This window comes from Streptomyces sp. NPDC026206, from assembly GCF_040638465.1.
GTDB lineage: Bacteria > Actinomycetota > Actinomycetes > Streptomycetales > Streptomycetaceae > Streptomyces.
In genome coordinates this window covers 1-13,329 of sequence record NZ_JBEZYL010000001.1, presented here as the reverse complement: position 1 = coordinate 13,329, position 13,329 = coordinate 1, and the positions used below count along the sequence as shown (strand labels likewise).

The 13,329-nt window shown below is 71.0% G+C and carries 13 protein-coding genes and 1 riboswitch; of the genes, 5 read left to right on the top strand and 8 right to left on the bottom strand.

What is annotated here, in order from left to right:
- Positions 1-104 precede the first annotated feature (104 nt).
- The gene (locus tag AB0F13_RS00065) at positions 105-2,165 is read right to left on the bottom strand and encodes an AAA family ATPase (protein ID WP_362072520.1); all 2,061 of its coding nucleotides are present in this window, start codon (positions 2,163-2,165) and stop codon (positions 105-107) included.
- Between the two features lie 277 nt (positions 2,166-2,442).
- On the opposite strand from AB0F13_RS00065, the gene AB0F13_RS00060 reads away from it, so the two are divergent.
- Complete coding sequence (locus AB0F13_RS00060) at positions 2,443-2,586, top strand: hypothetical protein (protein ID WP_362072517.1); 144 nt, start codon at positions 2,443-2,445, stop codon at positions 2,584-2,586.
- Positions 2,587-2,740: 154 nt separating this feature from the next.
- Here AB0F13_RS00060 and AB0F13_RS00055 read toward each other — a convergent pair whose 3' ends face one another.
- The gene (locus AB0F13_RS00055) at positions 2,741-4,387 is read right to left on the bottom strand and encodes a DNA repair helicase XPB (protein ID WP_362072514.1); all 1,647 of its coding nucleotides are present in this window, start codon (positions 4,385-4,387) and stop codon (positions 2,741-2,743) included.
- Between the two features lie 288 nt (positions 4,388-4,675).
- On the opposite strand from AB0F13_RS00055, the gene AB0F13_RS00050 reads away from it, so the two are divergent.
- Entirely contained in the window at positions 4,676-4,765 is a 90-nt protein-coding gene (locus AB0F13_RS00050) for a hypothetical protein (RefSeq protein ID WP_362074388.1), read from the top strand.
- 91 nt (positions 4,766-4,856) lie between these two features.
- Here AB0F13_RS00050 and AB0F13_RS00045 read toward each other — a convergent pair whose 3' ends face one another.
- Positions 4,857-5,024, bottom strand: a complete 168-nt coding sequence (locus tag AB0F13_RS00045; protein WP_362072512.1) for a hypothetical protein — start codon at positions 5,022-5,024, stop codon at positions 4,857-4,859.
- A gap of 269 nt (positions 5,025-5,293) precedes the next feature.
- Between AB0F13_RS00045 and AB0F13_RS00040 the strand changes: the two genes are divergently transcribed.
- A complete protein-coding gene (locus AB0F13_RS00040) occupies positions 5,294-5,554 on the top strand; it encodes a hypothetical protein (RefSeq protein WP_362072510.1) in 261 nt (86 codons plus the stop codon).
- A 148-nt stretch (positions 5,555-5,702) separates the two neighbouring features.
- Here AB0F13_RS00040 and AB0F13_RS00035 read toward each other — a convergent pair whose 3' ends face one another.
- The 5 genes from AB0F13_RS00035 to thrC all read right to left on the bottom strand — a co-directional run bounded on the left by AB0F13_RS00035 (position 5,703) and on the right by thrC (position 10,379).
- On the bottom strand, positions 5,703-5,843 hold the full coding sequence (locus tag AB0F13_RS00035; RefSeq protein WP_362072508.1) for a hypothetical protein: 141 nt from the start codon (positions 5,841-5,843) through the stop codon (positions 5,703-5,705).
- Between the two features lie 162 nt (positions 5,844-6,005).
- Positions 6,006-7,628: a chaperonin GroEL gene (groL, locus tag AB0F13_RS00030; RefSeq protein ID WP_362072505.1), complete on the bottom strand. Its 1,623-nt coding sequence runs from the start codon at positions 7,626-7,628 to the stop codon at positions 6,006-6,008.
- Positions 7,629-8,004: 376 nt separating this feature from the next.
- Positions 8,005-8,211: a cold-shock protein gene (locus tag AB0F13_RS00025; RefSeq protein WP_005486335.1), complete on the bottom strand. Its 207-nt coding sequence runs from the start codon at positions 8,209-8,211 to the stop codon at positions 8,005-8,007.
- A gap of 512 nt (positions 8,212-8,723) precedes the next feature.
- Positions 8,724-8,999 (bottom strand): MoaD/ThiS family protein, encoded by a 276-nt coding sequence (locus tag AB0F13_RS00020; RefSeq protein ID WP_362072502.1) that lies wholly within the window; start codon positions 8,997-8,999, stop codon positions 8,724-8,726.
- Positions 9,000-9,095: 96 nt separating this feature from the next.
- Positions 9,096-10,379, bottom strand: coding sequence for a threonine synthase (gene thrC / locus AB0F13_RS00015; protein WP_362072499.1), 1,284 nt, complete (start codon positions 10,377-10,379; stop codon positions 9,096-9,098).
- A 17-nt stretch (positions 10,380-10,396) separates the two neighbouring features.
- Positions 10,397-10,540: riboswitch (SAM riboswitch) on the bottom strand.
- Positions 10,541-10,703: 163 nt separating this feature from the next.
- Between thrC and AB0F13_RS00010 the strand changes: the two genes are divergently transcribed.
- Positions 10,704-11,651, top strand: a complete 948-nt coding sequence (locus tag AB0F13_RS00010) for a glucosyl-3-phosphoglycerate synthase (protein ID WP_362072496.1) — start codon at positions 10,704-10,706, stop codon at positions 11,649-11,651.
- Between the two features lie 41 nt (positions 11,652-11,692).
- Positions 11,693-13,177, top strand: a complete 1,485-nt coding sequence (locus AB0F13_RS00005; RefSeq protein WP_362072493.1) for a trehalose-6-phosphate synthase — start codon at positions 11,693-11,695, stop codon at positions 13,175-13,177.
- Positions 13,178-13,329: the final 152 nt, after the last annotated feature.

Genomic DNA, 13,329 nt, shown 5'->3' with positions numbered 1-13,329 from the left:
ACCCCGGTCCTCAAGCTCCCCCAGCGGTAGCTGGGGAGGCGAAAGGGCGGGGCCGGGGGCCCCTCCGCCGTGACGCGGCCGGCCGCGCCGGACCAGGTGCCGGACTACGCGAGCTGCGGCGGAAGCGCCGCGGCGTGGACCACCGCCAGCCCCGACACCGCCCGCGTCAGCGCGACGTACAGCCGCCGCAACCCCGTCCGCTCGTCCGGCTCCCCGGCGACGACCGCCGCCGGCTCCTCCAGCACCACGTAGTCGTACTCCAGGCCCTTGGCCAGCGACGCCGGCACCAGCGTCAGCCGCGCCTCCGCCGACGTCTCCTCGCCCGGCGCGAGCCACGACAGCCCCTCCGCCGCCAGCGCGGCCCCCAGCACCGGGATCCTGGAATCGGCCGCGATCAGCCCCACCGACCCCTCCCGCCGCAGAGCGGCCCGGCAGGCGTCGACGACGGCGGCGTCCAGGCCGCCCTCCCCCACCGCCCGGATCTCCAGCGAACCCGCCGACTCCCGCACCGACGTCGCCTCCGCCAGCCCCGGGGCGATGAACGGCAGCAGCCGCGACGCGTACGCGATCACCTCGCGCGGCACGCGGAAACCGCGGGTCAGCTCCTCGACGCGCGCGTCGGCCTTGCCCAGGTGCGCCAGCGCCTCGGGCCAACTGCCCGTCGCCCAGGGCGTCGTGCCCTGCGCGAGGTCGCCGAGGATCGTCGCCGAGCCCGTCGTGCAGCGGCGCCCCACCGCCCGGTACTGCATGGGGGACAGATCCTGCGCCTCGTCCAGGACCACGTGCCCGAGCGAGTGCGTCCGGGCGACCAGGTCCGACGCCTCGTCGATCAACACCGCATCCGCCGCCGACCACTTCGCGGACCGTACGCTCCGGGCGGGCCGCGGCCAGAGGATCTCCCGCTGCTCGCCCTCCTCCAGCACGCCGTCCGCGTGCTCCGCGAGGAACCCGGCGTCGGACAGCAGCCGCAGCACCAGCTTCGCCGGGTCGACCACCGGCCAGATGGCCTTCACGGCCGCCTTCACCACCGCGCCCCGCGCGACGGCGTCCTGCACGCGGTCGTCGGGCGCCTCGCCCGCCTCCTCCATCCGTACGAGGACGGCGTGCGCGATGCGCTGCGGCAGCGCCTCGCGCGCGGCTCCGTAGCGGATGTCGCGGGCCAGCAGCTCGCGGACCATCTCCTCGATCTCGTACGCCGGCACCCGCCAGCGCCGCGAGCCCCGCACCACGACCACCGGCTCGACGGGCATCGTCACCCCGGCCCGTACGGCGCGCCGCAGCACCTCGGCCATGCGGGCGTCACCCTTGACGCGGGCGGCGGCGGGGGTGTCGGTCCCGCGCACGTCGACGTGCGCGACGAGATCGTCGACGGTCGCCTGCGCCACGTTCAACTCACCGAGCGCGGGCAGCACTTGCTCGATGTAGCGCAGGAAGGACCGGTTCGGCCCGATGACCAGTGTGCCCGTGCGGGCGAGCCGCTCGCGGTGGGCGTAGAGCAGATAGGCGACACGGTGCAGGCCGACCGCCGTCTTCCCGGTGCCGGGGGCGCCCTGCACACACACGGTGCCGCCGATCCCGGACCGTACGATCTCGTCCTGCTCCGGCTGGATCGTCGCGACGATGTCCCGCATCGGGCCCACGCGCGGCCGCTCGATCTCGGTCTGCAGCAGCCGGCTCGTGCGGTCGTCCGCGGCGGCGTCGGTGAGGTCCTCGTCCTCGTACGCGGTCAGCTCCCCGCCCGTGTAGCCGAACCGGCGCCGCAGCCGCACGTCCATCGGCTCCTTCTTGGAGGCCCGGTAGAACGGCTGCGAGACGGGCGCACGCCAGTCGATGACCATCGGGTCGCCACCGGCGTCGTGCACGTGCCGGCGCCCGATGTAGAACAGCTCGCCCTCCGCCCCCTCCGCCTGCTCCGCGCCGGGGGCGTGCAGGTAGTCCAGTCGGCCGAAGAAGAGCGGGGTGTGCGCGAGGTCGGCGAGGGCGGTGATGCGCTCCTCGATCTGCCGCTGCAGCACGGCGGCGTTGACCCAGTTGGCGGTGACGTCCTTGATGTCGAGGGACTCGACGTCGGCGCGCATCGCGCGCAGGGCGGAGCGGGAGGAGGCGAGGTGGATTCGCTCACGCTCAAGGGGGTCGTTCGCATCGGTCACTTGCTGCGCGGGCACGGCGGAGCCTCCAGGCGTACGGCGGAGTGAGCGGGAACCGCCGGTTTCCGTCCGGGCGGCGGCGCTCCCGTAAGCGATGCGGGAGGCGGGGGAAGCGTGGATTCTAGTCAGCCGGCACCAAGGGCGCGAACGGTTTTTCCCACGCCCCCGGGACGCCTCAGGGTTGCCGTCCGCCTCCCGTAGGGGACGCCATGATCCTTGGGTCGTACGCCCGCACCCGCGCGTTTACACCGGCAGACCGATGTGCCCGGCGCGGCCGGAAACCATGATGGAGGACATGACCACAGCATCCCTCACCCCGGCCGGCGCCCGGCCCCCCGCCTCCGCCGTCACCCACGCCCTCCGCGCGATCAAGGCCTTCGCCGGCGCGGCCGTCAGCGTCGTCCTCCTCGGCGAGTACGCGGACGAGCGCAAGGCCTGAGGCTCACACACCCGGGCCGGGTCGGTCTTCAGCCAGATGGATGTCCGCGTCGTCGAAGATCCTCAGAACCACGAGGAGCAGGCGGCCCCGCGACACCATGTACTCGGCCACGATCTGCGACGTGAGGCGATTTCACACCGCCCGGCCGGACGGCTCAGACGTCTTCCTCCGCCAGCAGCGAGTCCGCGTCCACGATGCGGTACGCGTACCCCTGCTCGGCCAGGAAGCGCTGGCGGTGCGCCGCGAAATCCTGGTCGACCGTGTCACGGGCGACGACGGAGTAGAAGCGGGCCTCGTGGCCGTCGGCCTTCGGGCGCAGCACGCGGCCCAGGCGCTGGGCCTCCTCCTGGCGGGAGCCGAAGGTGCCCGAGACCTGGATGGCGACCGTCGCCTCCGGAAGGTCGATGGAGAAGTTCGCGACCTTGGAGACGACGAGCACCGAGATCTCGCCCTCCCGGAAGGCATTGAAGAGCTTCTCGCGCTGCGCGTTGCTCGTCTCGCCCTTGATGACGGGCGCGTCCAGATGCTCGCCCAGCTCGTCCAGCTGGTCGATGTACTGGCCGATGACCAGCGTCTGCTCACCCTGGTGCTTGCGCACCAGCGCCTCGGTGACCTTCCGCTTGGTGGCCGTCGTCGCGCAGTAGCGGTACTTCTCCTCCGTCTCGGCCGTCGCGTACGCCAGCCGCTCGGAGTCGGTCAGATTGACGCGCACCTCGACGCAGTCGGCGGGCGCGATGTAGCCCTGGGCCTCGATCTCCTTCCAGGGCGCGTCGAAGCGCTTGGGCCCGATGAGGGAGAAGACGTCCGACTCGCGGCCGTCCTCGCGCACGAGCGTCGCGGTCAGCCCGAGTCGGCGCCGGGCCTGCAAGTCCGCGGTGAACTTGAAGACGGGCGCCGGCAGCAGGTGCACCTCGTCGTAGACGACCAGGCCCCAGTCCCGGGAGTCGAACAGCTCCAGGTGCCGGTAGATGCCCTTCCGCTTCGTCGTCAGCACCTGGTAGGTGGCAATCGTGACGGGGCGGATCTCCTTGCGCGTACCGCTGTACTCGCCGATCTCCTCCTCGGTCAGCGACGTCCGCTTGACCAGCTCGTGCTTCCACTGCCGGGCCGAGACGGTGTTGGTGACCAGGATCAGCGTCGTCGCCTTGGCCTCGGCCATGGCGCCCGCGCCGACGAGCGTCTTTCCCGCACCACAGGGCAGCACGACCACACCCGAGCCGCCGTGCCAGAACCCCTCCACGGCCTGCCGCTGGTACGGCCGCAGGGCCCAGCCGTCCTCGCGCAGCTCGATGGGATGCGCCTCGCCGTCGACGTAGCCGGCCAGGTCCTCGGCCGGCCAGCCCAGCTTCAGCAGCGTCTGCTTGATCTGCCCGCGCTCGGACGGGTGCACGGCGACGGTGTCGGGGTCGAGGCGGGCCCCGACGAGCGGCTGGACCTTCTTCGACCGGAGGATCTCCTCCAGCACCGGCCGGTCGGTGCTCTCCAGGACCAGGCCGTGCGTGGGGTGCTTGACCAGCTTCAGCCGCCCGTAGCGGGCCATGGTCTCGGCGATGTCGACGAGCAGGGCGTGCGGCACGGGGTAGCGGGAGTACGTGACGAGCGCGTCGATGACCTGCTCGGCGTCGTGCCCCGCGGCACGGGAGTTCCACAGCCCCAGCGGCGTGACCCGGTAGGTGTGGATGTGCTCGGGCGCCCGCTCCAGCTCGGCGAACGGCGCGATAGCGCGGCGGCACTCGTCCGCCTGCTCGTGGTCCACCTCCAGCAGCAGCGTCTTGTCGCTCTGGACGATCAAGCAGGACACACATACCTCCGCAGATGGGATCGTCAGCGTGACAGACGCCACACCGGCCACGGCTCGGGCAATGCTCCGCGCCCGCCGCCCAGGGCGTCTCAGCCAACGCGCCTGGAATACGCGCGGCTGTCCATGCCCGCCTTTCGCGGGAAACAGATGATTCTACCTCGCCGGAGCGTCAACGGGCGGCTTGCGAGGCGTTGTGCCAGGCCAGGGGCCGGCAGGTGATAGCGGCTGGAGAGGACATCGACGTATCCGGCTACTCGCGGGGCTTGATCGTCCGGGGGGCTCCAGCGAATCTTGGCCCGCCTCACAGAGTTCGACGTGATCGTGTTCTTCAAGATCGACCGTCTCGCGCGGTCCACGGTGGATTTCGCCGCGATCTGAAGATCACGCAGAACGGGGGCGTGGCGCTCGGGACGCAGACCGGAACGTGACAGCGCTCCAGGCGGTGTGCGGGTTTCGGCGCCGGCAGGCTTCACGCGACGCTGTCGAGCAGGGCCCGGGCCTCCGGAACGTCCCGGAACTGCTCCAGTCGCGAGAGCACGACCCTGACCCGCTCCGCCGTCCTTTCGCTGGCCACGCCGGCGGACAGCGTGATGACCCGCTCCGCCGTTGCCGCCGCTTCCTCCGGCTCGTGCACCACTACCCGGAGCGACCGGACCCGGCGCGCCACGACCCGCACGTCATCACGCGGACCACGGCGCTCATCGAACAGGCCGGCTACCGCGTGGACGGCGAACTGTGGACCGCCCCCACCAAGGCTCTCGTCCCCGTGGCGGCGAACTGCTCCCACACCCCAGGAGGGCCGGGAGGCTGCGGCCCGATCAACCCCGGGGGCTGCGCCACACACGGCGGGGGCAGTGGGGGCGACGGTAGCCAGGCTTCCCCAACGCACCGGAGAAAGGTGAGGGCATGGACGCGGAAGAAGCCCGGCGAGTGGACGCCACGCTGAGGCGCCTCGGAATCCCCGGGGTGGTCGCGCCGGAAGTCCCGGACAACGCAGCGGGGTCATGGCGCGTGTACGACAGCCCCGACCCCAGGACGCGCAAGGACACGACTGCTGACGTCCTGGCGGTCGTCGTGGCGAGGTTCCAGGAAGCCGACCCGGAACTCTCCCGAGACGTCGAGCTTGGCCCCACGCGGTGCTTCATCATCCCGCCCGACGAAGACTGACGGAGGTTGAAGGACCGAACCAGCCCCGCTCGTACGCCGCACACATAGCGTCCGGGCGGGGTTGTCGTCGCTCCGCCGAGCCCTTCCCCTACCGGGTCGTTCTCCGGACCCGCCGCCTCCAGCGGAACACGGAACGAGCGGGCCCGGCTCATGCGCGGGCGGCGGCCCCGGGATCGCCGTCGACCCGGGTCCCGCCCTGCCCCGGGCCTCGCGGCAGCACAGTGTGCAGGAGCCCCGCCCCGTCCGCATCCGCGTCCGCGCTCCCGTCCGCCTCGGCGGAGTCTGCCACCGATGCCTCCCCGCTCCCGCACCGTGTACTGCTGACCACGCGTGAGGAGGCGGTGGAGGCCGCCGAGTCGAGGACGGCCGGAAACGCCACCGGGGCGGCACCCCCGTGAGGGAGTGCCGCCCCGGTGTCCATGAGGACAGGCGATCAACCGTCAGAGGTCGATCAGAAGTCCATCTCACCGCCGGGCATGCCGCCCGGAGCGGCCGCGGAGGCCTTCTCCGGCTTGTCGGCGATGACGGCCTCGGTGGTCAGGAAGAGCGCGGCGATGGACGCGGCGTTCTGCAGAGCGGAACGCGTGACCTTCGCCGGGTCGATGATGCCCTCGGCGATCATGTCCACGTACTCGCCGGTCGCGGCGTTCAGGCCGTGACCGATGGGCAGGTTGCGGACCTTCTCGACGATGACGCCACCCTCGAGACCACCGTTGACGGCGATCTGCTTGAGCGGGGCCTCCAGGGCCAGGCGCACGGCGTTGGCGCCGGTGGCCTCGTCGCCCTCGAGCTCGAGCTTCTCGAAGACCGCGGAGGCCTGGAGCAGGGCCACGCCACCACCGGCGACGATGCCCTCCTCGACGGCCGCCTTCGCGTTGCGAACGGCGTCCTCGATGCGGTGCTTGCGCTCCTTGAGCTCGACCTCGGTCGCGGCACCGGCCTTGATGACGGCCACGCCGCCGGCCAGCTTCGCGAGGCGCTCCTGGAGCTTCTCGCGGTCGTAGTCCGAGTCGCTGTTCTCGATCTCGGCGCGGATCTGGTTGACGCGGCCCTGGACCTGGTCGCTGTCACCGGCACCGTCGACGATGGTCGTCTCGTCCTTGGTGATGACGACCTTGCGGGCGCGGCCGAGCAGGTCGAGACCGGCGTTCTCCAGCTTGAGGCCGACCTCCTCGGAGATGACCGTGCCACCGGTGAGGATGGCGATGTCGCCCAGCATGGCCTTGCGGCGGTCGCCGAAGCCCGGGGCCTTGACGGCGACGGACTTGAAGGTGCCGCGGATCTTGTTGACGACCAGCGTGGACAGGGCCTCGCCCTCGACGTCCTCGGCGATGATCAGCAGCGGCTTGCCGGACTGCATGACCTTCTCGAGGAGCGGCAGCAGGTCCTTGACCGAGCCGATCTTCGAGTTGACGATCAGGATGTACGGGTCGTCGAGCGACGCCTCCATACGCTCCATGTCGGTGGCGAAGTACGCCGAGATGTAGCCCTTGTCGAAGCGCATGCCCTCGGTGAGCTCAAGCTCGAGCCCGAAGGTCTGCGACTCCTCGACGGTGATGACGCCTTCCTTGCCGACCTTGTCCATGGCCTCGGCGATGAGCTCGCCGATCTGGGTGTCGGCGGCGGAGATGGAGGCGGTGGAGGCGATCTGCTCCTTGGTCTCCACATCCTTGGCCTGCTCGAGCAGGGCGGCGGAGACGGCCTCGACGGCCTTCTCGATGCCACGCTTGAGCGCCATCGGGTTGGCACCGGCGGCCACGTTGCGCAGACCCTCGCGGACCAGCGCCTGGGCGAGGACGGTCGCGGTCGTCGTGCCGTCACCGGCGACGTCGTCCGTCTTCTTCGCGACCTCCTTGACCAGCTCGGCGCCGATCTTCTCGTACGGGTCCTCGAGCTCGATCTCCTTGGCGATGGACACACCATCGTTGGTGATCGTGGGGGCGCCCCACTTCTTCTCGAGGACGACGTTCCGGCCCTTGGGGCCGAGGGTGACCTTGACGGCGTCGGCGAGCTGGTTCATCCCGCGCTCGAGACCGCGCCGTGCCTCCTCGTCGAACGCGATGATCTTGGCCATGTGAAGTGGTCCTCCCAGACGGGACGGGGTGGATTGCTCCGGACCGCGCTGGCGCCCGCGACGGACGGCCTGCGTGCCCTGCGGTTCCTTGCTCCGCCTGGCTCGCCGGCCTCACCGACGGTCCAAATCTGTCACTCTCACCCGGAGAGTGCTAAGCCCAATGATTAGCACTCGACCCCTCCGAGTGCAAGCGGTTCGCGTGTTATCCACCCCCGGTGGCAGGGGGGCACCCAGCGGTAGCCGGGGCACCTCCCATAGGCCCCGCCCGCTGCAGCCTGCCCCGCCCCGGGCCCGCGCACACGCGAGGGGCCCGCACCCTGACAGGTGCGGACCCCTCGACGGCGAGCCGTTTGAGCCGGTGGTCGATGCGACGCGATCAGCCGGCGGCCAGCCTCACCATGTCCGCCTGCGGCCCCTTCTGACCCTGCGAGATCTCGAACTCGACTCGCTGCCCCTCCTCGAGGGTGCGGTAGCCGTCCATCTGAATCGCGCTGTAGTGGACGAAAACATCCGCACCACCGTCGACCGCGATGAAGCCGTACCCCTTCTCCGCGTTGAACCACTTGACGGTGCCCTGAGCCATGCCTAACTCCCCTATTACTGGCCCTTGCGCAGGACCGCACCTCGCGGACCCGGGTCAGACCTCACCCCCGGACAGCCCCCATGCCATGACGGCATGGGAACACCCCTGAGGTGTGCGCCGGAACGCGTCGACCGCGGCTGAATGTATCTGCACGGATGCCGTCTGCAACAGGTCAGTCGGACGAGAATTCCGGGCGCGGCCGATCGCTTATTAGCGCAGATTTCCACTACTTCCCGGGCAAGTCGGACCAGGCATAACGCAACCAACCCGACAATTCGTGCACAGGTTACGCGCACAACTTGACGGGTTCTCATATGCGTTCGGCAGTGACACCGGAGGGGGAACGCCCCAACTGTATCGCGGTTCAACAGACGGAATCACCCCGTCCGTTTAACGGCCAGGGTGATTCCAAGGAAATGAACAGGAACGCTGCGAAAAGCTCAGGCCAATGATCCGGGCATTGATCCGGACATTGATCGGGTCATCGATCAGGCCACTGATCAGGCAGCTGATCAGCCACCCGCCACCGCCGGAATGATCGAGACACCGGCCCCGTCGGGCGTGGCGGTGCCGAGCCCGCCCTCGAACCGCACATCGTCGTCGTTGACGTACACATTGACGAACCGGCGCAGCTTGCCGCCCTCGTCGAGAACACGGGCGGCGATCCCGGGGTGGTTCGCCTCAAGGGATGTGATGACCTCGGCGAGGGTGGTCCCCTCGGCGGTGACCTCGGCCTTGCCGGAGGTGTAGGTGCGAAGAATGGTGGGGATGCGGACGCTGACGCTCATGGGGTCACCTCTGCGTGAGGCCGGACGGAATCAGCCCGTCCGGCGCTTGAGGAAGGAAAGGGAAGAAACGGGAAGGGACAGGGCGGGCGGCGGGAGCTAGAGCCCGGCCGACCGGAACGCGTCCAGCGACGGCCGGATCGTCACCGTCGGCCCCGCCGCCACCGCGTCGAGCGTCTTCAGCCCGTCCCCCGTGTTGAGCACGACCGTGGTCAGCGCCGGATCGAGCGCACCGCTTTCGATCAGCTTGCGGGTCACGCCCACCGTCACCCCGCCGGCCGTCTCGGCGAAGATCCCCTCCGTCCGTGCCAGCAGCCTGATGCCGTCGACGATCTCGGCATCGGTCACGTCCTCGACGGCACCGCCCGTACGCCGCGCGATGTCGAGCACGTACGGCCCGTCGGCGGGATTGCCGATGGCGAGTGACTTCGCGATCGTGTCGGGCTTCACCGGCCGTACGACGTCGTGCCCGTCCTTGAACGCCCGTGACACCGGCGAGCAGCCCTCCGCCTGAGCGCCGAAGATCTTGTACGGCCGGTCCTCGACCAGCCCGAGCGCGATGAGCTCCCGGAGCCCCTTGTCGATCTTCGTCAGCTGCGAACCGGACGCGATGGGCACGACGATCTGGTCGGGCAGCCGCCAGCCCAGCTGCTCGCAGATCTCGTACGCGAGCGTCTTCGAGCCCTCGCCGTAGTACGGGCGCAGATTGACGTTGACGAAGCCCCAGCCCTCGCCGAGCGGGTCGCCGATGAGCTCGGAGCAGAAGCGGTTGACGTCGTCGTACGTGCCCTCGATGCCGACGAGGTCGCCGCCGTAGACCGCGGCCATGACGACCTTGCCGGCCTCCAGGTCGTGCGGGATGAACACACAGGACTTCAGGCCCGCGCGGGCCGCCGCCGCGCCGACCGCGCCGGCGAGGTTGCCGGTCGAGGAGCACGAGAGGGTGGTGAAGCCGAAGGCGCGGGCGGCCTCGACGGCGATGGCGACGACGCGGTCCTTGAAGGAGTGCGTGGGGTTGCCGGAGTCGTCCTTGACGTACAGGCCGCCGGTGACGCCCAGCTCGCGGGCGAGGTTGTCGGTCCGGACGAGCTTGGTGAGGCCCGGGTTGAGGTTCGGCCTGTCGGCGACGTCGGCGGGGACGGGCAGCAGGGGCGCGTACCGCCAGATGTTCGCGGGGCCGGCCTCGATGCGGCGCCGGAGGGCTTCCGGGTCGCCGGCCGGCAGCTCGTACGCCACTTCCAGCGGGCCGAAGCAGACGGCACAGGCGAAGAGGGGTCCGAGCTCGAAGCGCTCGCCGCACTCGCGGCAGGAGAGCGCCACGGCGGGGCCGAACGAGGGGGAAGCTGCGGGAGTTGTAACGCTTTCAACGGCTTGCACAGCCATGGAGGCGAGGCCCTTTCTCCTCATCTTCCTCGCGGCGGACTTCACCACGAGACGGAATTGGCACCTTCCCCGCCGGGAGCCTCGCGTCTGGATGACCGAGACCGGCTGGAGGGTTGCCGGGGCTTCAACGGGCCGTGTCCCTCTGCCCCTCTGGATGAGCGGTATGGCACTGGGCGCGGCCCAGGCATTTGTCCGCACGACGACCCCGACATAGGGCGGCCGTCCGCGTTGTTCAAGACTGTAACGGAAGGGGCGGCCGCTTGAGAGGGCCGTCCGTACCGCGAGATGCGTCACAGAACGCGACACACGCAAGGAGTCGTACACGTGCTGGAAGAGGTGGAGCGCTGGCTGGCCCGGCGGTCCTGGTCCGCGGCGGACCGGCCGCTCGGCCGGCTTCTCGCCGCGAAGGGCGGCACCGGCAGCACGGTCAGCGTCGTGCTGCCGGCGCTGAACGAGGAGGCCACGGTCGGGGCCATCGTGGCCACGATCCGCCGGGAGCTGATGTCCGCGGACGTTCCGCTGGTGGACGAGCTGGTGGTGCTGGACTCCGGTTCCACCGACCGTACGGGCGAGGTCGCGGCGGCGGCCGGGGCGCGCGTCGTGCACCGTGACGAGGTCCTGCCGCGGCTGCCCGCGCTGCCCGGCAAGGGCGAGGTGCTGTGGCGGTCGCTGCTGGCGACGACCGGTGACATCGTCTGTTTCATCGACGCCGACCTGAAGGACTTCTCCGCCGGCTTCGTCTCCGGCATCGTCGGCCCGCTGCTGACCGACCCGGACGTCCACTTCGTCAAGGGGATGTACGACCGTCCGCTGGGAGAGGTCTCCGGCCAGGGTGGCCGGGTGACCGAGCTGGTGGCCCGCCCGCTGCTGAACCTGCACTGGCCGCAGCTGGCGGGTTTCGTGCAGCCCCTGGGCGGCGAGTACGCGGCGCGCCGCTCGCTGCTGGAGCAGCTGCCGTTCCCCGTGGGCTACGGCGTGGAGCTGGGCCTGCTCGTCGACGCGCTGCACACGGTGGGCCTGGACGCGCTGGCCCAGGTGGACGTGGGGGTGCGTGTCCACCGGCACCAGGACGGCCGTGCCCTGGGCCGGATGGCCGCCGCGATCTACCGCACCGCGCAGCTGCGGCTGGCCCGCGGCCATCTGGTGCGTCCGGCGCTCACCCAGTTCGAGCGCACGGCGGAGGGTTTTGTGCCGCGAACGTACGCGGTGGACACCGAGGAGCGGCCGCCGATGGCCGGGATACCCGAGTACGCGCGGCGGCGCGCCGCGTAAGCGTACGTTTGAGCGGTTCCCTCCGGGGCAAGGCTGCGGTCATGGTCGTTGAGCACATCCCGGACGCCCCGGACACAGCCGCGCCGATCGTCGTGGCCTCCAACCGGGGCCCCGTCTCGTACAAGCTGCGCGGCGACGGCTCGCTCGCGGCCGGGCGGGGCGGCGGCGGACTGGTCTCCGGCCTGAGCGAGATCGGGCGGGACCCCACGGGCGCCGCCGCGGTGTGGGTGTGTGCCGCGCTGGGCGAGGGCGACCGGGAGGCCGCCCGCCGCGCGGGCCGGCGGCTCGCCGCGGCCGACACCGGCGGCCTCCACGTGCGGATGCTGGACATCGCGCCGGAGACCTTCGCCGCCGCGTACAACGGAGTGGCCAACTCCGTCCTGTGGTTCGTCCACCACATGCTGTGGCAGACGCCGCTGGAGCCCTCCTTCGACGCCGGCTTCCGGGCCCAGTGGGCGGCGTACGAGGCCTACAACACCGCCTTCGCGGACGCGATCGCCGAGGAGGCCGCGCCGGGCGCCTTCGTGCTGGTGCAGGACTACCACCTGACGCTGGTCCCCCGGCTGCTGCGCGAGCGCCGCCCGGACCTGCGCATCGGGCACTTCTCGCACACCCCCTGGGCCCCGCCGGACTACTACCGGCTGCTCCCCGACGACGTCGCCGCACAGGTGCTGCGCGGCATCCTGGGCGGCGACCGCGCCGCGTTCCTGACCCGGCGCTGGGCGGAGGCGTTCGCCGCGTGCTGCGAGAGCGTGCTCGGCGCGGAACCGGTGCGCGAGGACGGTGCGGTGACGGCGGTGCGCTTCGAGGGCCGTACGACCCGGCTGGCCGTGCACGGGCTGGGCGCGGACGCCGACTTCCTGCGCGAGCGCGCGCACCGGCCGGACGTCGAGGAGCGGCTGGCGGCGCTGCGGGAGCGGATCGGGCCGGGCCGCCGGGTCATCGTCCGGGTGGACCGCACCGAGCTGTCGAAGAACATCGTGCGCGGCCTGCGCGCCTACCGGCGGCTGCTGCAGGACCATCCGCAGTGGCACGGCAAGGTGGTGCACATCGCCTTCGCCTACCCCTCGCGGCAGGACCTGGCGGTCTACCGCGACTACATGGCCGAGGTCGGACGGCTGGCCCGGGAGATCAACTCCGAGTTCGGCACGGACGGCTGGGAGCCGGTCGCCCTCCATCTGGAGGACGACTTCCCGCGCTCCCTGGCCGCCTACCGCCTCGCGGACGTGGCCCTGGTCAACCCCATCCGCGACGGCATGAACCTGGTCGCCAAGGAGGTCCCGGTCGTCTCCGACCACGGCTGCGCGCTGGTCCTCTCCCGCGAGGCGGGCGCGGCCGCCGAGCTGGGCGAGGAGGCGATCATCATCAACCCGTACGACATCGAGGCCACCGCCCGCGCCCTCCACCTCGCCCTCCTGATGGACCCCGGCGAACGCGCCGAGCGCACGAAGCGCCTGGCAGCGGCGGCGACGGCGCTTCCACCGGCCCGCTGGTTCGCGGACCAGTTGCGCGCGCTGGAGCAGTGATCCCCTGCCCCTGCCCCTGCCCCGCCCATCGCCGGACGGGCTGGAAATCCAGCCCGTCCGGGGGCACCTCCCAGCGGTAGCTGGGGGAGCTTGAGGACCGGGGTCCGGGGCGGAGCCCCCGGTCGGGGGCGGGTGGGGTAAGCCGATCAGCT

Coding starts and splice junctions, on each gene's coding strand:
- AB0F13_RS00060 (WP_362072517.1), top strand. CDS start 2,443: ATGACCACAGCATCCCTCACCCCGGCCGGCGCCCGGCCCCCCGCCTCC.
- AB0F13_RS00040 (WP_362072510.1), top strand. CDS start 5,294: ATGGACGCGGAAGAAGCCCGGCGAGTGGACGCCACGCTGAGGCGCCTC.
- groL (WP_362072505.1), bottom strand. CDS start 7,628: ATGGCCAAGATCATCGCGTTCGACGAGGAGGCACGGCGCGGTCTCGAG.
- AB0F13_RS00025 (WP_005486335.1), bottom strand. CDS start 8,211: ATGGCTCAGGGCACCGTCAAGTGGTTCAACGCGGAGAAGGGGTACGGC.
- AB0F13_RS00020 (WP_362072502.1), bottom strand. CDS start 8,999: ATGAGCGTCAGCGTCCGCATCCCCACCATTCTTCGCACCTACACCTCC.
- thrC (WP_362072499.1), bottom strand. CDS start 10,379: ATGGCTGTGCAAGCCGTTGAAAGCGTTACAACTCCCGCAGCTTCCCCC.
- AB0F13_RS00005 (WP_362072493.1), top strand. CDS start 11,693: ATGGTCGTTGAGCACATCCCGGACGCCCCGGACACAGCCGCGCCGATC.